General features: G+C 46.8%; 23 protein-coding genes. 4 read left to right on the top strand and 19 right to left on the bottom strand.

Going from position 1 to position 15944, the window contains the following annotated elements; translation table 11 throughout:
• Positions 1 to 23: 23 nt before the first annotated feature.
• Both ACWJJX_RS10515 and ACWJJX_RS10520 read left to right on the top strand, forming a co-directional pair.
• Entirely contained in the window at positions 24 to 725 is a 702-nt protein-coding gene (locus ACWJJX_RS10515) for a class I SAM-dependent methyltransferase (protein ID WP_077722469.1), read from the top strand.
• Between the two features lie 92 nt (positions 726 to 817).
• Positions 818 to 1072 carry a hypothetical protein gene (locus tag ACWJJX_RS10520; RefSeq protein ID WP_003153704.1) on the top strand — a complete coding sequence of 85 codons (255 nt, stop codon included), beginning with the start codon at positions 818 to 820 and terminating at the stop codon, positions 1070 to 1072.
• Between the two features lie 43 nt (positions 1073 to 1115).
• Here ACWJJX_RS10520 and ACWJJX_RS10525 read toward each other — a convergent pair whose 3' ends face one another.
• Together ACWJJX_RS10525 and deoD are read right to left on the bottom strand one after the other, a co-directional pair.
• The gene (locus tag ACWJJX_RS10525; RefSeq protein ID WP_003153703.1) at positions 1116 to 1934 is read right to left on the bottom strand and encodes a M15 family metallopeptidase; all 819 of its coding nucleotides are present in this window, start codon (positions 1932 to 1934) and stop codon (positions 1116 to 1118) included.
• A gap of 83 nt (positions 1935 to 2017) precedes the next feature.
• Positions 2018 to 2716 carry a purine-nucleoside phosphorylase gene (deoD, locus tag ACWJJX_RS10530; RefSeq protein ID WP_003153702.1) on the bottom strand — a complete coding sequence of 233 codons (699 nt, stop codon included), beginning with the start codon at positions 2714 to 2716 and terminating at the stop codon, positions 2018 to 2020.
• A gap of 135 nt (positions 2717 to 2851) precedes the next feature.
• On the opposite strand from deoD, the gene ACWJJX_RS10535 reads away from it, so the two are divergent.
• On the top strand, positions 2852 to 2977 hold the full coding sequence (locus ACWJJX_RS10535; RefSeq protein ID WP_003153701.1) for a hypothetical protein: 126 nt from the start codon (positions 2852 to 2854) through the stop codon (positions 2975 to 2977).
• 54 nt (positions 2978 to 3031) lie between these two features.
• Here the strand turns inward: ACWJJX_RS10535 and ACWJJX_RS10540 are convergent, their stop codons facing one another.
• The 3 genes from ACWJJX_RS10540 to ACWJJX_RS10550 form a co-directional block, all read right to left on the bottom strand.
• The gene (locus ACWJJX_RS10540; protein ID WP_003153700.1) at positions 3032 to 3352 is read right to left on the bottom strand and encodes a YodL domain-containing protein; all 321 of its coding nucleotides are present in this window, start codon (positions 3350 to 3352) and stop codon (positions 3032 to 3034) included.
• Positions 3353 to 3411: 59 nt separating this feature from the next.
• The gene (locus tag ACWJJX_RS10545) at positions 3412 to 4023 is read right to left on the bottom strand and encodes a phosphatase PAP2 family protein (protein ID WP_353575012.1); all 612 of its coding nucleotides are present in this window, start codon (positions 4021 to 4023) and stop codon (positions 3412 to 3414) included.
• A 73-nt stretch (positions 4024 to 4096) separates the two neighbouring features.
• A complete protein-coding gene (locus ACWJJX_RS10550) occupies positions 4097 to 4270 on the bottom strand; it encodes a YozD family protein (protein ID WP_003153696.1) in 174 nt (57 codons plus the stop codon).
• A 117-nt stretch (positions 4271 to 4387) separates the two neighbouring features.
• Here ACWJJX_RS10550 and ACWJJX_RS10555 point away from each other — a divergent pair, with 117 nt between their 5' ends.
• Positions 4388 to 4531, top strand: a complete 144-nt coding sequence (locus tag ACWJJX_RS10555) for a hypothetical protein (RefSeq protein WP_012117771.1) — start codon at positions 4388 to 4390, stop codon at positions 4529 to 4531.
• Here ACWJJX_RS10555 and ACWJJX_RS10560 read toward each other — a convergent pair.
• From ACWJJX_RS10560 to ACWJJX_RS10625, 14 genes are all read right to left on the bottom strand, one after another.
• A complete protein-coding gene (locus tag ACWJJX_RS10560; RefSeq protein WP_077722471.1) occupies positions 4528 to 5208 on the bottom strand; it encodes a hypothetical protein in 681 nt (226 codons plus the stop codon). The two genes, ACWJJX_RS10555 and ACWJJX_RS10560, sit on opposite strands and share 4 nt — an antisense overlap.
• Positions 5209 to 5349: 141 nt before the next feature.
• Positions 5350 to 5712, bottom strand: a complete 363-nt coding sequence (locus ACWJJX_RS10565; protein ID WP_416405601.1) for a VOC family protein — start codon at positions 5710 to 5712, stop codon at positions 5350 to 5352.
• 252 nt (positions 5713 to 5964) lie between these two features.
• Complete coding sequence (locus ACWJJX_RS10570; RefSeq protein ID WP_016936640.1) at positions 5965 to 6189, bottom strand: YozE family protein; 225 nt, start codon at positions 6187 to 6189, stop codon at positions 5965 to 5967.
• Positions 6190 to 6263: 74 nt separating this feature from the next.
• Positions 6264 to 6542 carry a YokU family protein gene (locus ACWJJX_RS10575; protein ID WP_053573288.1) on the bottom strand — a complete coding sequence of 93 codons (279 nt, stop codon included), beginning with the start codon at positions 6540 to 6542 and terminating at the stop codon, positions 6264 to 6266.
• Entirely contained in the window at positions 6539 to 7960 is a 1422-nt protein-coding gene (gene kamA, locus ACWJJX_RS10580; RefSeq protein ID WP_454022971.1) for a lysine 2,3-aminomutase, read from the bottom strand. Before kamA ends, ACWJJX_RS10575 begins: the two co-directional genes overlap by 4 nt.
• Positions 7957 to 8829, bottom strand: a complete 873-nt coding sequence (gene ablB / locus ACWJJX_RS10585; RefSeq protein WP_454022972.1) for a putative beta-lysine N-acetyltransferase — start codon at positions 8827 to 8829, stop codon at positions 7957 to 7959. Before ablB ends, kamA begins: the two co-directional genes overlap by 4 nt.
• Positions 8792 to 10093 carry a peptidase gene (locus ACWJJX_RS10590; protein WP_031379011.1) on the bottom strand — a complete coding sequence of 434 codons (1302 nt, stop codon included), beginning with the start codon at positions 10091 to 10093 and terminating at the stop codon, positions 8792 to 8794. The genes ablB and ACWJJX_RS10590 overlap by 38 nt, the downstream gene beginning before the upstream one ends.
• Positions 10065 to 10760, bottom strand: coding sequence for a 3-oxoacid CoA-transferase subunit B (locus tag ACWJJX_RS10595; RefSeq protein ID WP_454022973.1), 696 nt, complete (start codon positions 10758 to 10760; stop codon positions 10065 to 10067). Before ACWJJX_RS10595 ends, ACWJJX_RS10590 begins: the two co-directional genes overlap by 29 nt.
• Positions 10745 to 11434, bottom strand: a complete 690-nt coding sequence (locus tag ACWJJX_RS10600) for a CoA transferase subunit A (protein WP_003153673.1) — start codon at positions 11432 to 11434, stop codon at positions 10745 to 10747. Before ACWJJX_RS10600 ends, ACWJJX_RS10595 begins: the two co-directional genes overlap by 16 nt.
• 6 nt (positions 11435 to 11440) lie before the next feature.
• On the bottom strand, positions 11441 to 12772 hold the full coding sequence (locus ACWJJX_RS10605) for an aspartate aminotransferase family protein (RefSeq protein ID WP_094247863.1): 1332 nt from the start codon (positions 12770 to 12772) through the stop codon (positions 11441 to 11443).
• A gap of 267 nt (positions 12773 to 13039) precedes the next feature.
• Entirely contained in the window at positions 13040 to 13486 is a 447-nt protein-coding gene (locus ACWJJX_RS10610) for an AraC family transcriptional regulator (protein WP_014305226.1), read from the bottom strand.
• A 137-nt stretch (positions 13487 to 13623) separates the two neighbouring features.
• Positions 13624 to 13770: a YjcZ family sporulation protein gene (locus ACWJJX_RS10615; RefSeq protein ID WP_014418145.1), complete on the bottom strand. Its 147-nt coding sequence runs from the start codon at positions 13768 to 13770 to the stop codon at positions 13624 to 13626.
• A 78-nt stretch (positions 13771 to 13848) separates the two neighbouring features.
• Entirely contained in the window at positions 13849 to 14628 is a 780-nt protein-coding gene (locus ACWJJX_RS10620) for a GNAT family N-acetyltransferase (RefSeq protein ID WP_063636667.1), read from the bottom strand.
• Positions 14629 to 14666: 38 nt separating this feature from the next.
• Positions 14667 to 15938, bottom strand: coding sequence for a glycosyltransferase family 2 protein (locus ACWJJX_RS10625; RefSeq protein WP_063636668.1), 1272 nt, complete (start codon positions 15936 to 15938; stop codon positions 14667 to 14669).
• Positions 15939 to 15944: the final 6 nt, after the last annotated feature.

Below are 15944 nucleotides of genomic sequence, written 5' to 3' on the forward strand. Positions count from 1 at the left end.
AGGAAAAAAGGAGGATTCGGCCTTTGAGCAAATATTTAGAAATGCTGTCCTTATTCGGAGTCGGAGGGGCTCACCCGGGCGGGCTCGCTTTTTCCAAAGCCGTTCTCACAAAAGCGGCTCCTCCTCCTGACGAACCGATTCTTGACGCCGGCTGCGGAACGGGACAGACGGCCGCTTATCTCGGCCACCTGCTGTATCCCGTCACCTGTGTGGATAAGGATCCCCTTATGCTTGAAAAAGCAGCAAAACGATTTGCCGCTGAAGGCTTAACCATTCCGGGCTATTTGGCGGAGCTTGAGCGGCTTCCGTTTGCTGAAAATCAATTTTCCGCCGTTCTTTCCGAATCAGTTCTCACCTTTTCAAATCTTGATTCATCGCTGTCTGAAATCCTGCGGGTCCTTAAACCCGGGGGCATGCTGATCGGCATTGAAGCTGCTTTACAAAAGCCCATGCCGGAAAACGCCATCACGCAGATAAAAGACTTCTACGGTTTTACCGTATTGCAGGATGAAACGGCATGGAAACAGAGATTGCTTCAGCAAGGCTTTCAGAAAGCGGATTTCATTCCCGCTGTCTATGAAAACAATGCGCAGGAGCCGACTACAGAAATGGATTTATCGCCCGTTATTCAGCCGGTTCACTACGATACGCTGACGGCTCATTACGAGCTTATGCAGACGTACCGTGAATATATGGGACACTGCGCTTTTGTCGCTTACAAGTAAAACGGCAATTGTCCTCCTGTTTTCGTCCAACCTTTTTACCGCACTCTATCATAAGCTGACATAGAAAGATAGGTTGGATAGGAGGAGAAAAGATGCAAAACTATTATCATCTTTGCCGGCAGCACCAAGGAAAAGTAGCAAGAATTACAGAACGAAACGGCAGAGTCCACGTCGGAAGAATCGTACGGGTGACTAACAGCAAAGTGTATATCACCCCTGTCGGCGGCCGTCACAGAGGGTACGGATTCGGTTATTGGGGAGGAGGCTGGGGAGGCTGGGGAGCAGCCTACGGTATCGGCCTTGGTTTCATTACCGGATTTGCGCTTGGAGGTCTGCTCTTCTGGTAATAAAAAAAGCCCGCTTTCTATTTTTCAAGCGGGCTTCTTCTCATTACACTTTCTTTACTTCATTAAAATATTCTTCAAGCGTTAATTGATGGTCATGGATGGCTTTTGCCGCTTTTTTGCCTACATAGCGTAAATGCCATGGTTCATACTCATACTTTGTAACATTTTCTTTGCCTTTAGGATAGCGGATGATAAAGCCGTATTCATACGCATGGTCTTTCACCCATTTGCCGTCCGCCGTGTTTCCGAACGCTTCATTCAGCTCATATCCGTTGCTTTTGCTGGAAATGTCCATGGCAAGCCCCGTCTGGTGTTCGCTTTGCCCCGGATATGCGACGGCTTCTTTCGCCTTTTTTTCACCTTTCAGACTGACTTCATTATCGAAAATAACTTTCTGTCTGTCATAAGAGCGGTATCCTGAAACGGCAACCAGGTCATAACCTTCTTTTTTCCCGGCGCTGAATAGTTCCGCCAAAGCATCGGCGGCAGGTTTGCGGATATATCGTTTCTCGATCTTCTCAGTAAAAGAAAATTCGACTTTCGGGATCACGAGATCATTCGGTTTATAATCTCCCGGCAGCGTATATGTCTTATTCACGAGCGCAAGTGTATTTGTCGGGTTTTGAATGGTCTCAAGCCCGTTCACTTCTTTAATATCATTAAAATATTTGCTCTCCAATACAAAATCGCTGTTTTCTGTCTTCGTTGTTTTTTTGCTTGATGTGTCATCTGATTGTTTTGTTTCAGCTGCTGTTTTTGTGTCCTTATGGCTGTCGCCGCCTGAAATGCTGCAGCCGGTGCCCACGATTGCGGTTACGCTGAGAGCGGCAGCGAGCGAGAACCATTTAGTGGATTTCTTCATTTTACCCTTACCTTTCTTTTTTTGAATCAGGGCGATGCATAAAGAAGAGGGCTGCTTTAATCAGCATAACCCTCATCTCAAGTTTACGATACAGTATGCAGCGCCAGTTTAATCATATCATGAAAAGTCGTTTGACGCTCTTCTGCCGTTGTTTCTTCTCCCGTTAATACGTGATCGCTTACAGTCAGGATAGACAGCGCTTTTTTGCCGTATTTAGCGGCAAGCGTATATAAAGCAGTCGTTTCCATCTCTACGCCGAGGACGCCGTATCTGGCAAGCTTTTCGATTTGGGAGTCTTCATTGTAAAACTGATCGGCGGTGAATACGCTTCCGACCGCTACGGGAAGATTGTTTTTTTGCGCTTCCTGGTACGCTTTATGAAGCAGTTCGAAGTCTGCGCAAGGAGCATAATCTACACTGCCGAAGGCGACACGGTTCATCTGTGAATCCGTTGAAGACGTCATCGCCAAAATCACGTCACGCACCTTCACGTCATTACGGATGGCTCCGCATGAGCCGACTCTGATTAAGTTTTGAACATCATAGCTTTGAATCAGTTCATTCACATAAATAGAGATAGACGGAACACCCATGCCGGTGCCTTGGACTGATACTTTTTTGCCGTTATATGTACCCGTAAATCCGTACATTCCTCTGACTTCATTATAGCATTCCACATTTTCAAGATACGTTTCCGCAATAAATTTCGCTCGGAGCGGATCTCCCGGCAAAAGCACTGTATCCGCAATTTGGCCTTTTTCTGCGTTTATATGTACACTCATTTCCTTTTCCTCCTGCCTATTCAAACTCCCACCCATTGTACACTGAATAACGGTAAGAGACAATCATCAGCATGATCAGGGCGATCTTGGGCAGAATATGCGGGATGACAGCCTAAAGAAAAAGGAGTGAACATAATGGGCAAAAAACAGCGCAACCGGGTGACCGGCCAGAAAAAGAACAATCACGTGCCCGTTTCAGACGTCATTGCAGCTGATGAAGCGCATGGAAAAGAGCATTCCGCCGCTAAACGGAAGCCTTAACACTGTCTTTCCCAGACAATACGGAAGCCGGCTGAAGATTCAGCCGGCCCCGTCTTACCTCGGCTGGACGAGCAGCCGGTTAATTTTACTCCATCCCGCAGGGTTAAGCCTGTAATAGGTCTTTCCTTTTCTTCCTTCGTCTATGAGTATGACGTCTCCGGTCGCTATGAATCTGGCTTGATAGTCGTTTGGGACCGTATCAGGCACATTAAAAACAGAAAATGCCCTTTCCAGTGCGTCTTGATGATTGTCAGCGGCCAGCTCTGTCCGATAGACGACCCTGTATCCCTTTTTCTCGCCGTAGCGGGGTGTTTGAAAAATCGTCACATCATAGGCACAAGTCTTTTTTTTAAACACGGGCAGCGATAACAGCATCAAGATCCCTCCCTCTTATTTCTTAATAGTATTAGCGTTTTTTCTCAATTTTCCTGTCTCTATTTTTGTCGAAACGGATGATACTTTTCGTCAAAGAGCGCAAAAAGCGAAATGAGGCAAAGTCCGAGACTGAATCCGGCAAGGACATCCGTCGGAAAATGCGCGCCCAAATAAATTCTGCTGAATCCGATCAGAATGACGAGAACTCCGGTAAAGACGGTGACGGCCCTCTTTCTTTTCGTGAAAAACGGAACATGCTTGATCAAAAAGTAAGCGATGATGGGATACATCACTGCCGAATTCATGGAGTGGCCGCTCGGAAAACTGTATGAAGTTTCATGGACGAGCGGTTCAAAAGCGGGTCTGGCTCTTTCAATCAATTCTTTTATTTTTATGTTTACAATCCGTTCAATGAGAAAGAGAAGCGGCAAAAAAACAACATCCGGCGTTTTTTTGTACATATACAGAGCTGCGCCTGTCAAAAGAAGAAGCGGCAAAAGCACCGCGGTCGTGCCGAGCTCCGTTATCCATAACATCAATTCATTCAGCCAGACAGACCTGATCCTGACAGCCGCTTCTATCACACGCTCATCAAAAGCCCGGACGGCTTCTATCCGGATCGCTGCTGCGAGCAGAATAAACAATGCGAAAAGACTTGCTGGCTTGTACAACGTTTTCCCCCCATGTTTCATTCTCCCGAGCTGATTGAAAAAACCGAAGCTTTTTCACTTCGGTTCCGCAGTTTCAGTCTTCATCAAGCTCTTCGTCTATCATACATTTTTCTAATAAATAATCAAAGGTGATGTCGGCTATTTCGAAGATTTCCTCTTCACTCGGTATGTACCCGCGCATAGCAAGCTGACTGTAAAAATAATCAGCTATTTCTTCTGTGTCAATCACAAGATCTATTTCTTTCATGCAAACACCGCCTCCTTTTTTATGTTTTATGAAAAAACCGTTCAAATTATACCCGAAAGTTCTAAACGTTTTGTCCGCTCATATACTTTTAAAAAACAAGCCCCGGAGGGAGAAAAGATGATGACGAAAATGATGGCTTTATTGGACGGAGATGGATTTGATATCGTATTGGAAAAAGTGCTGAAAGGAATGTCGTTTGTCATCTTTGCCGGCTGTCTGCCCTGGTTTTTATATGTCACCGTCCGTTTTTTTGCCGGCTAGCTGAAATGCTCCCGCAGGCTTTCCAGCACAAAATTCATCATATCTTTATATTCTTCGTCACCGAACAAATGATAAAGAATCTTATAATCGTTATAAATATCAAGCAGCTCATCTACAATCGATACCGCCAGCACATGCAGGGCATCGGGATCATCAGCATCGCCTTCAAACTGAAGAAGAGCAGACGTGACGGTATCCTCGCCGATCTCATGAGATGCTTCCCCAACATAGTGGACAAACAGCAGCTGATGCACAAACTGATCCATTTCATATTTTCTCAGAACCAGCGTGAGATCCTCTTCCTCCGTTTCAAGCCACTCTCCGTCTTTCAGCCGAGTCAGCTCATAAATAATATCCTCCCAGCCATCCTCTAAATATCTCCAAATTTCAGTTCTGTGACCGATAACTCGGAATAATTCCTTTCCGTAGTCCTTTACATATACGACATCGCCGATCAAAAATTCATATTCAATATCTAATTTTTCCATATCGACGATTACGCCCTCATAATCTTTATAAAGCTGGATGGACGATTCAAAATAAAGCACTTCATTATGATTGACTTCATAAAGATAATGTTTATCAATTTGATGAACCTTCGTAATGGTGCCGACGGTTCCGTACATCACGACGACCACGATGTCTCCCACTTGAAATTTCGGTTTATCTGGCTTCATGCTGTCTCCCCCTTGCCGCGGACTGTCATACGCTATCGTATGCCGGCCGCCATCATTTCGCATGGGCATGAAAACCACAGGAAATATCTATTTCTGCACCTGTTCAAAATGTCAAAAACCGCAACATGCTTGTGCGTTTTTTCACTTACCGTAACAGAAGCGTCTGATGGCATTGCGCTCTCGATCGAATGAGCAGTAACAATGACGAGACAAAAAGCGCCTGTTTTGAATGAGTTTTTGTTTATTTCTCCATGACGCAAAGATAAATACCCGGCCCGAAGGCATGTTGACAATATCACCGCCGTGATGTTCAAGATTTGCCGTGAAACACATCATCGAAGGTGTATGGAGATCCAATTCCGGCTGCATATTCGTAATGGCTTGTTTATCATGAAGAACCAAACTCGTTTCGGCTTTCAATGAAGCCACAACTTCAATCCGCTTCAACCTTGTCACATAAAATCCCCTTTTCCGTCCAAACGCCAGTGCTTCACCATAGATCATTTGATTCCTCTCACTTCATTTAAATGTTTGATGATTTCTCCGTGAAAAGAGGCTCCTTACACGGAACCCCGCCGGCAGCAGGTCTGATCCGGTGAACTCTGCAGCTATACATTCTATTGCCTTATGATCCGTGCCGTCAGGAAGATTTGTTTACGTGCTGATCAAAACGGACGGCATTGCGGGATTTGATCATACGGCACCTCATAAGCGAGTGATTTCAACAGAAAAAACCGCACAATGTGCGGTTTTTCGTCAGGCGTGATGCACCTCGGTCTCATATTTTTCCCAAGCTTCATCAAATGTCGACATCGTTTCTAAATAGTCGGCGCTCAGTTCTAAATAAGAACTGAGCTCGTGATAATCGCTTGACGTTTTCGGAAAGCCGTGATCTTCGTATGCCTGATTCGCAAACCGGCTGATTGCGTCCTGCGGTTTGGGATGCCTGTATTTCATCAAATAGTGATAAAAGGATTTCATGGGTTTCCCCTCCTGATGACTGTCTTTTGTTGTACTATTATACAATTCAAGTGTGAAATTACAACAAAAGAAGACTAGGAGAAGTCAAAATAATTCCGTTTCAAGATCCGTTCTGTCCCCATCAGCTCTTGATATGTGAGTGTTTCCGGTAATTTTTTTGCATTGACTAAAAAAAGCTGATTTTCGATTTCCGCTATGACCGCTTCCTCCTGATACGTCATGCCGCAGGAGGAACAGGCGAATGCGGGTGTTTCTGTAATTTCTATGGCTCTCGTACCGTCAGGAAGCTCCCAGTACACAGCCGCCTGACAAGCTGACGCCTTCTGATTTCCGCACCACTCGCATGGCTTCACGGCGACTCACCTCCGACTTCCGATCCTGCTTTTTGCTCTTTCTTTTGCTGTGCAATAAATTTCTTTTCTTTCAATTCATCTCTCTTTTCCCTGCGGTCTTTCAGCGTTTCATGATCAGGGTTTGCTGTAAACGTTTTCCTTCTGTCGATTCTCGATACATTTTCCGGTGTGAACGAAACCTCTTTGTCCGCGAAAATGGCGCTCAGTCCGACCGGCTCGCGTTTTGCCATCGTTCCCGGAAAAACAGATTCAAAATAGTCGTCGGCTTGATTCGGGATATAGTTTTCCGGCTCGGGATAAGATGTAATCACCCCTTCGAAGTTTCTGATCACTACTTTCTCCGGACTTTGGGAGAGCAAGTAGTTCGGCTGCAGGGCGATTTTACCGCCTCCGCCCGGGGCGTCGACGACAAAGGTCGGCACGGCAAAGCCTGTTGTGTGGCCTCTCAGCCCTTCAATGATTTCCAATCCTTTTGAAACAGGCGCTCTGAAATGGCCGATTCCCTCTGACAAATCACATTGATAAATATAGTACGGACGCACGCGGATTTTCACTAAATCATGCATGAGTTTTTTCATAATCGGCACCGAATCGTTAATGCCTGCTAAAATAACGGCCTGGTTACCGACCGGAACACCTGCGTTAACGAGCTTTTCACACGCCGCAACCGATTCTTCCGTCAGTTCGATGCTCGTATTAAAATGAGTGTTCAGCCAGACCGGATGATATTTTTTCAAAATCTGACAAAGGTTATCCGTTATCCGCTGCGGAAATACGACGGGCGCTCTCGTTCCGATCCTGATAATTTCAAGGTGGGGAATGTCACGAAGGTTTTTCAAAATATATTCCAGAATCTGATCGTTGATTAAAAGCCCGTCTCCGCCGGAAATCAGGCAGTCACGGATTTCCGGCGTTTCCCGGATGTAAGCGATTGCCGCATCGAGCTGTTTTTTCGGCACCCCCATTCCGATCTGTCCGGAAAAACGCCTTCTGGTGCAGTATCGGCAATACATCGAGCATTGATTTGTCACCAGAAAAAGAACGCGGTCGGGATAGCGGTGCGTAAGACCGGGAACCGGTGAATCTTCATCTTCAAACAGCGGATCTTCAAGGTCATATTTCGTTTTGTGCATTTCTTCTGACAGCGGCACGGACTGCATGCGGATCGGACATCTCGGGTTATCGGGATCCATTAAAGAAGCATAATAAGGCGTAATGTTCAGGGGAATGGTTTTTACAGACATCCTGACGCCTTCTTCTTCCTCTTCGGTCAAATGAATGACTTTTTTCAGGTCATCGACGGTTCTTACAGTATGGGTGAGCTGCCACAGCCAATCATTCCACTTGTCTTCCGGCACATCTTTCCACAATTCAATCTCCTTCCAATGACGCTTCGGCTGAAACCATTTGTTTGTCAAACGAATTCCTCCTTATGAATGGCCAAACGTAAAGTCTTGCACCATATATTCATATTTTCGAGCCCTTCTGAAATGCGGCAGTTGTTCACAAGCCTGCCTCTGTAGCCGTATCCCGCATGATACAAAACGGCGTTCATCCCGTAAGACGCTGCACGGGCCAAGGAAAAAAGATGAATGATTCCCCGGCCAGCGAGTTCCTGCTCCAACGCTTTAAACAAGTGTGCCGTTACGGAGTTCCCCCTGTAATCTGACAGAACCGCGCAATCGGTCATTTCAGCGTGCCCCAATACCGGATTGATATCTGCGCTTGCCGCCCCAATGAGACGATCCTGATCGAATGCGGCATAATAGATGGTGTTTTCTTTCATTGTTTTTTTAATATAAAGGGGATTAAAGACAGGAGTCGGATAGGTAAGAAAAACATGTTTATATAAGTGCGATAAGCAGTCTGCATCATCTTCGTCCGCTTTTCTGAACATCAGCGTGCTTTCTGTTTGAGTCAGTCCCCGCCGCGGTGTCTCATATAAACAGTCAACAGTCGAATCTTCTGATACATATGAATCTGACCGTCTCCGTTCCTCTGATAAATAGCGCACCATCACAACAGCCTCATGCCCGTTGTAATACCCGTCTATGACACCCTCAACAATAAAAAGATGCTTGACAAATTCCGGCTCATCGCCGCGCTTGGCAAAGAAAATCACCTTTTGGGCTCCTTCTTGCTTTGCTTCTGCCAAAACGGCCGGTATAAGCGCCGTGATCTGTCCGTCATAACGAATGACCCTGATCCGCTCATTGAAACGGTCTGCATCAATCTCGGCCGCTCCGCTTTCAGCCCTCAGTTCCTTTATCAGCTCCGTCACCCCCATCTGCCACCCCGCACCATTCCATGATAAAAAGAGAAATGATTTTGACGGCATCGATTAACGCCCGGACTTCAATGTATTCATTCGCCTGATGCGCCGCCTTGACTTCCCCCGGACCGAAGACGATGACCGGCGTCTGTCCCGCGTGCTGCAAAAGCCCTCCGTCCGTTCCCCACGGGGACGCTTCACGAACCGGTTTTGCCTCTTTCATTTTCTCAAAAGAAGATTCCAGAGCGGAAATCAGCGGATGCTCATCCGGGAGATCATTCGGAAGCCACTGAGCCCCAAACCATTCTATTTCCGCGGGGTGGTGTTTAAACCATTCATCCCGGTACTCCAAATCTTTCAGCCAGCTTGCCAGCTCTTCTTTTACTGCTTCGGGCGTTTCATCCGGCGCTATTCCGCACCTGCCTTCTATCACCACACGGTCAGCTACCGATGATGGCCACGTTCCCCCTTGGACGGTGCCGATATTAATGGGAACCGGAATCGGAACGTCCCGATAAAGCGGGTCTGTGATACGGGCGTTGCGGACGTGTTCAAGCTCTTTAAGGGCTGTGATGACATGCAGGCTTTTTTCAATGGCGCTCACCCCTTCATAGCGGGTGCCGCCGTGTGCGGACAATCCCCTTACCGTAATGCGGAACCACATAGACCCTTGCTGCTTAACAAACAGCTTTAAATTAGTCGGTTCGGGAATAAGCGCCCCGTCAGCCTTGTAGCCCCTCATAACAGCCGCCAGTGTTCCCGCGCCGCCGCACTCTTCATCTACGACACTTTGAAACAGAACATCTCCTTTTAACGTAATCCCGCAGGCTTCAAGCGCTTCTAACGCAAACAAGAGGGCTGTATTGCCGCCTTTCATATCCGTTGAACCGCGTCCGTAAACTTTGCCGTCCTTTTCAACAGCGGTAAACGGTTCATACGTCCATGCGGCGGGATTTCCTTCCGGGACAACATCAATATGTCCGTTGAGTATCAGTGATCTTCCGCCCCCGGCCCCTTTCTTTACGGCTGTGATATTCGGGCTTTCATGGAAGTCTTCGCGTTCCGATACAAAATAAGGATGCTCTTTCAACTGTTTGACACTCGGCTCCCAGACATCAATATCCATGTCAAACTGTCTCAGTTTTTCTAAAACGACTGCCTGTGCGTTAAATTCATGGCCGAACGTGCTTTTTTCCCCGATCAGCCGTTTCAGCAGGCTTACCGCTTTTGCTGTGTTTTCTTCCGCCCACTCAGTGACTTTCTTTTCTAATTGATCCATGGACAGACCCCCTTTTAAGAAAACATTCTCCCAATCTGATTTCGGCATCCGTTGTTTGAATGACATCGTCTATGGTCGTGCCATTCAGCAGTTCTTCAAGAACAAAAGCCCTCTTATCTATGCTGATGACGGCTTTCTCTGTAATGATGAGATCTGCACAGCCCGCTGCTGTAAGCGGCAATGAACAGCTTTCGACCAGCTTCGGCCGGCCTTTCTGATCGGTGTGGCTCATGACGACAACCACTTTTTTCGCGCCTTGGGCAAGCTCCATCGCCCCGCCCATTCCGGGCACTTTTTTCCCCGGCACGAGCCAATTGGCGAGATCACCTGTCCTGCTGACTTGGAGCGCGCCTAAAATGGTAATATCTATCAGCCCTTTTCTGATCATGGCAAAAGACAGAGCTGAATCAAAATAGGAAGCACCCTTAACTGTACTGACAGGAAATCCGGCCGCATTGCATAAAAGCTCATCCTCCTCTCCGCGCTCCGGACTACCGCCGATACCGAGGACGCCGTTTTCCGCCTGCAGCATTACCTCCATGCCGGCCGGCAGAAAGTTCGGCACTAAAGAAGGAATGCCGATCCCCAGGTTGACAATCATACCTGGGGTAATTTCACTGGCGGCCCGCCTCGCGATACTCTCTCTTTCCGCTATTCCCAAGCCCATCTCCACTTCACTCCTTCACTTTGCACGACACCCTCTACGAAAACGCCCGGCGTTACAATATGCTCGCTGTCAAGTTCGCCGGCAGGCACAATCTCTGCCGCCTCAGCAAATGTTCTTTCGGCCGCAGCAGCCATCAGTGGGTTCATGTTGCGCGCCGTTTTGTCAAACGTCAGATTTCCGAATTCATCAGCAATATGTGCGGACACAAAAGCGAAATCAGCCGTCAGCGCTTTTTCAACTAAATAGGACTTTCCGTCAATCGTTACGGTTTCTTTGTTTTCACAAACGGTTGCGTTATCAATGCCGATATCAGTTAAAATACCGCCTAGCCCCGCTCCGCCTGCGCGAATCCGTTCAGCAAGCGTCCCTTGCGGCGAAAATTCCACCTCAAGCGCTCCGTCAGTCATTTGTCTGCCCGCGACAGGATTTGAACCGATATGGGAAGCGATCAGCCTTTTTACCCGCTTATGAACGATAAGCGGGCCGATACCGATTTCCGGAAATCCGGCATCATTGCAGATGACGGTCAATTCTTTAACGCCGCTTTCCAAAATCGCTTCGATTAATGACGGAGGTGAACCCACTCCTCCAAAACCGCCGAACATGATGACAGATTCGTCCTTGACATCGGCAATTGCTTCATGAATATCGATTTTTTTATGAAAAATAGACATATCAGCTCAATCCTTCTTCATCATTTTTTCAGCTTCTTCTGCGGACTGGGAAAATAGATCTGACAGCTCATCCAGCTCCGCATATGAAATCGTGAACGGCGGGGCGATAATGACGGCGTCTCCTTCTCCGCTGTCAATACCGGGCTTTGCAGGGTAAATAAGCAGGCCCCGTTTTTTTGCCGCTTTAATGATTTTTTCGGTGAAGGCCTGTTTTTTCGAAAAAACGTCCTTCGTCGTTTTATCCTTAACGAATTCAACCCCGATCAGGAGGCCTTTACCGCGGACATCCCCGATCACCCCGCTGCGGTCTTTGATTTCTTCTAATTTCCGCTTCAGCATTACGCCTTTTTCCTCTGACTGCCGAAGCAGCTCGTGTTTCTTGACATAGCGAAGCACTTCAAGCGCCGCTCTTGCACAGTATGGGTTGGCACTGTACGTATGTCCGCTCATAATGACCCCGGAGCCCCGCTTGATCGTTTCAATGATGTCATCAGACGCAACAGCTGCCGCAATCGGAGCGTAACCGGCGCCTAACCCTTTTCCGAGCACCGCGATATCAGGGGCGATCCCCCAATGCTCAGAAGCAAGCATCCGCCCTGTTCTCCCGAGCCCCGTCATGACTTCATCCGCAATAAACAAAATACCGTGCCTGCGGCAGACAACCTCAAGCGCTTCATAATAACCTGCCGGCGGAGTGATGGCCGCCCCGGCTGCTCCGACAATCGGCTCTGCGACAAAACCCGCAATAAATGAGGAACCGATCCGCTGAACAGCCGTTTCCAGTTCAGCCGCCGCAGCTTTCACAAATTCCTCTCCCTGCAGCTCTGAACGATACATATTAGGCGCTGAAACGGCCGGAAACCGTTCAAGCAGCTGGGTGAAGCGGTATCTCCGTTCGTAGAACCCTGATAATGAAAGCGCTCCCAAAGTAATGCCGTGGTAACTGCCCCATCTTGATAGAAAGACGGATTTTTGGTATTGCCCTTTTTCCTGCCAATATTGAACGGCTATTTTCATCGCTGTTTCGACTGCCTCTGAGCCGCTGTTTACAAAAAATGACCAATTCAGCCCGCCCGGCAGATGATCGGCCAGAAATAAAGCCAGTTCTTCTGCCGGAGTACTGGTGAATTGCGAGCGATACACAAACGAAACGGAGTCAAGCTGCTCTTTTAAAGCTTGTATAATATCCTCCGTGCCGTGACCGATATTGCAAGTGACCGCCCCCGATGCTCCGTCAAGATACTTGTTCCCCTCCTGATCATACACATATGATCCCTTTCCATGACTGACTGACGGATAATTTGCGTCAAGCTCCGGTTTGATTAAATAGCTCCCCATATCTTTCCACCTCGAAAACCCATTTGCTTCATTGTATGAACAGATGAATAACCGCATTCTTTCCTTCAAAAAGTTTTTTGCAGAAAATACCTTTCTGTAAAACAGGCTGCCGGAGATGTCCCGACAGCCTGAAGAGCGTTCTGGAAATTCTATTACTACTGTTGATTTTATTCTTTCTTCGGTTCTGCTATTTATCTGCTCAGCTTATCATCACATCATTTTTGATCTGAATCAGTATAAGCAAGAGGCGGAAAATTCCCGTCTTCTTTACTGTATGGGAATCAATATTTCACACAAATGATGATTCACCTTTTGTAAAGTATACCTTTCGATAATGGGCTGTTCTCTGATTGATAAATTATTTTTTTCGATCTCAGAAAAAACAGTGTTCCAAAATCCGCTGACTGCCTCTTTTGTATGATCAAGCAAGAAAACAGCGTACTTCCCTCCGGAAAATGTACCGATCCGGGCTGGTTCAGGCACATGGTCTTGATTGATAACAAGACAAACATCATAGCGGCATTTCTCTTTAGGAGTACGATTCGGATGATCTTGCGGAATTCCTAAAATGACAGAATAATCAAGCAGGCCATTCAATTGTGCCCAGTTTTTAAATGACTCCATCAGTTCTTTGTTTTGCTTTCCTCCATACTCTCCGACGTTTCGGAAATAAGCAATTCTGGATTCGGGTAATTCTTCAATCGTTATGTTCACATTTTCTCCCCCTTCTCCAGAAAGGTAATATGTATTAAAATGTTTTTCAAGCTGATTTTTCAGCATGGAAATAACAAAAAGCCTGCAGAAAGTGATGTTCTCTGCAGGCTGATTTTCATTATAGGATTTTTTTCAGTCTAACAAATAAAAGCCGCACCGACGATGATTAATAAAATAAACAATACAACGATCAGCACAAAAGTGCTGGTTCCGCCTCCGCAGCCGCCGTGCCCGTAACCATAGCCAAAACTGCCGCAACCGTAGCCATATCCGTATCCGTACATACGCAAATCATCCTTTCTTCTTACGATATACGGCATTGTATGCGGGCCAACTCCCAATTGGTTTATGCGAATGCCCAACTATGTAAGAAAATAATGAAAAATTGTATGCACGCGCCGAAATCTTTTGAAACCGAGTTTTTCATAAAAGCGGTTTACACCGTCCATCCCGGACGTCACAAGGTATACGGTTTCCATGCCGTTCAGCTTTGCCGCCGCCATCAGCTCATTCATCAATATCGATCCGTAGCCTTTTCGTTGGAATTGATCCAGAATTGCGACTTCTTCTATTTTTGCGGTTTTATCTGCTTTGTTGATGAAAAGCTCTCCGCAGCCGATCGGAATCGTTTGCGAGGCGTCGCTGTAGCACACGACAAGCATAACCGTTCCGTCCTTATACAAAGGATATTTCCGCTCAAGCTTTTGTTCGGCCGCCGCCTCGCCAATGTAAAGGGCATCATAGATGTTCATAATAGACGACCCGTCGGCGAGGCTTTTTTCCGTCCCCCAAGCAGTGAGCGGGTGTCCTGCCTGCAGGTCCCCATTTGCCAGTTTCCTTGCAAAAAACAGCTCATCTTCCACTACGCAGCCCTGCTTTACCAGAGTTTGTTTCAGAAGAAGCGGAAATGCGTGCTCCGGAGACGCTTTCACATGAATATAATTGGCTTGAAGCATGCCCGGAACGGACGAAAAAAACGGCAGCAGTTTGTCTAACGGAAATGTACGGTGCAGCTGAACAAAGTTATGCGAAAAAATCTGCGGCAAAAAAGGGTCCGTATATACACTGAAATGCTCGAACCTCTGAATGCCGGAAGTAAGCTCTATATACTGCTTCTCGGTTTTATCAAATTGATCGGTCATAAAAGCTCTCCTTTTCCTTACACATCCGACTGCATCTCTCAACCTTTTGTTATATTGAGATTTCTTATAATTTCATCGTACACCGGATAGAACGGCATTCCAATTGGTAATTGTTTAATTTGCTGAAAGGAAATGGGTATCGCCTTCTGATTCGCAAAAAAGCGTTTCGCTACGTCATGACTGATCGGATGGAGAACCCCTCTCAAATAAACATAAAATTTCCGTTCAATGCGAAACAGCATTCTCCCGGGCAGATGTTGAATACAGCCCGATGCCCCCCGGCTGATCGGCGGACCGTCCGGAAGCGATTGTATTTCGGCCCGTTCTAAAGCCGGAATGTCATGCCGTTTAAATCGGTAAAAGCGAAATGCGCTATGATCAACCAGCCTTTTCTCCCCGTCTTCTATAAAATAAACATGAAACTGATCCCTGACGAGCTGAAAATTCGGAATACTGGCGGAGTCCTCTTCCTCATATTGAAATAAAAACGGATCCGGAATGACGACGGTTCGGCCTTCATATAACGTATGCCAGCGCTCGTTTACAGGCTTCCTTTTATTTCGGTCAAGCTGATATACTTTCTGATCCGTCCCCTTTACAAAGGATCCGTCGATCAGGACAGACGGAAGCGATTGATACGTGTTCTGAAATGAGTGGGGTGTTTTATAGGTCGTATCCAACACTTCTTTTATCGGCAGAAATGATGTAAATGTGTTGAGCCTGCTCCAAAAAACAGAGTCTCCGTGATTCCAATGGATAACATCTTCGTCCCAAAAGCTGCCGAACTTCTCTTTCACACGCTCAAGCAATGATCTCCGGTGCATCACTGAACAGTGATCAACGAGAAAAGCGGCCTGATCAAGCACCTCTTCAGCGAAACGATAGAAGTGGAATTGTTCTGTTCCGCGCCCGTTTACATGTATCACCTTCTGGCTGGAATAGACGGCATCAAACTCGCTGCATTGATTAAGCGCTTCCGCCATGCGGCTGAGCCTATTCGGATGAAATACGGTGTCGTCTGTCAAATAAGTGATGTATTCGCCTTCGGCCCGTGAAAGCGCATCATTAATCAAAACGGCATACCGGGTCGACTTCAGCCGTTCGGCCGGATTGATAAAACTGTTGTCATAATATATGCGAGGATCTTTTATATACGTACTGATGGCAGCCGAGGTTTCTTCATTTGAATGATCATCCATCACAAACAGCTCCCAATTGCTGTAGGTCTGATGCAAAACACTTTCAATCGCCTGTTTCACAAGATCCGGTTTGTTGTAACTCGTTAAGATAATTGAGATCTTCTTTTCCATCCCATC

The organism is Bacillus sp. YH3-2-B2 (genome assembly GCF_053663335.1).

Bases quoted from the DNA above. Each gene is read 5' to 3' on its own strand.
- ACWJJX_RS10595 (WP_454022973.1), bottom strand. From the start codon at position 10,760: ATGGGCTTGGGAATAGCGGAAAGAGAGAGTATCGCGAGGCGGGCCGCC.
- ACWJJX_RS10605 (WP_094247863.1), bottom strand. From the start codon at position 12,772: ATGGGGAGCTATTTAATCAAACCGGAGCTTGACGCAAATTATCCGTCA.
- ACWJJX_RS10565 (WP_416405601.1), bottom strand. From the start codon at position 5,712: ATGATCTATGGTGAAGCACTGGCGTTTGGACGGAAAAGGGGATTTTAT.
- ACWJJX_RS10555 (WP_012117771.1), top strand. From the start codon at position 4,388: ATGATGACGAAAATGATGGCTTTATTGGACGGAGATGGATTTGATATC.
- ACWJJX_RS10590 (WP_031379011.1), bottom strand. From the start codon at position 10,093: ATGGATCAATTAGAAAAGAAAGTCACTGAGTGGGCGGAAGAAAACACA.
- deoD (WP_003153702.1), bottom strand. From the start codon at position 2,716: ATGAGTGTACATATAAACGCAGAAAAAGGCCAAATTGCGGATACAGTG.
- ACWJJX_RS10625 (WP_063636668.1), bottom strand. From the start codon at position 15,938: ATGGAAAAGAAGATCTCAATTATCTTAACGAGTTACAACAAACCGGAT.
- ACWJJX_RS10535 (WP_003153701.1), top strand. From the start codon at position 2,852: ATGGGCAAAAAACAGCGCAACCGGGTGACCGGCCAGAAAAAGAACAAT.
- ACWJJX_RS10550 (WP_003153696.1), bottom strand. From the start codon at position 4,270: ATGAAAGAAATAGATCTTGTGATTGACACAGAAGAAATAGCTGATTAT.
- ACWJJX_RS10600 (WP_003153673.1), bottom strand. From the start codon at position 11,434: ATGTCTATTTTTCATAAAAAAATCGATATTCATGAAGCAATTGCCGAT.
- ablB (WP_454022972.1), bottom strand. From the start codon at position 8,829: ATGGGGGTGACGGAGCTGATAAAGGAACTGAGGGCTGAAAGCGGAGCG.
- ACWJJX_RS10540 (WP_003153700.1), bottom strand. From the start codon at position 3,352: ATGCTGTTATCGCTGCCCGTGTTTAAAAAAAAGACTTGTGCCTATGAT.
- ACWJJX_RS10525 (WP_003153703.1), bottom strand. From the start codon at position 1,934: ATGAAGAAATCCACTAAATGGTTCTCGCTCGCTGCCGCTCTCAGCGTA.
- ACWJJX_RS10615 (WP_014418145.1), bottom strand. From the start codon at position 13,770: ATGTACGGATACGGATATGGCTACGGTTGCGGCAGTTTTGGCTATGGT.
- ACWJJX_RS10520 (WP_003153704.1), top strand. From the start codon at position 818: ATGCAAAACTATTATCATCTTTGCCGGCAGCACCAAGGAAAAGTAGCA.
- ACWJJX_RS10570 (WP_016936640.1), bottom strand. From the start codon at position 6,189: ATGAAATCCTTTTATCACTATTTGATGAAATACAGGCATCCCAAACCG.
- ACWJJX_RS10620 (WP_063636667.1), bottom strand. From the start codon at position 14,628: ATGACCGATCAATTTGATAAAACCGAGAAGCAGTATATAGAGCTTACT.
- ACWJJX_RS10560 (WP_077722471.1), bottom strand. From the start codon at position 5,208: ATGAAGCCAGATAAACCGAAATTTCAAGTGGGAGACATCGTGGTCGTC.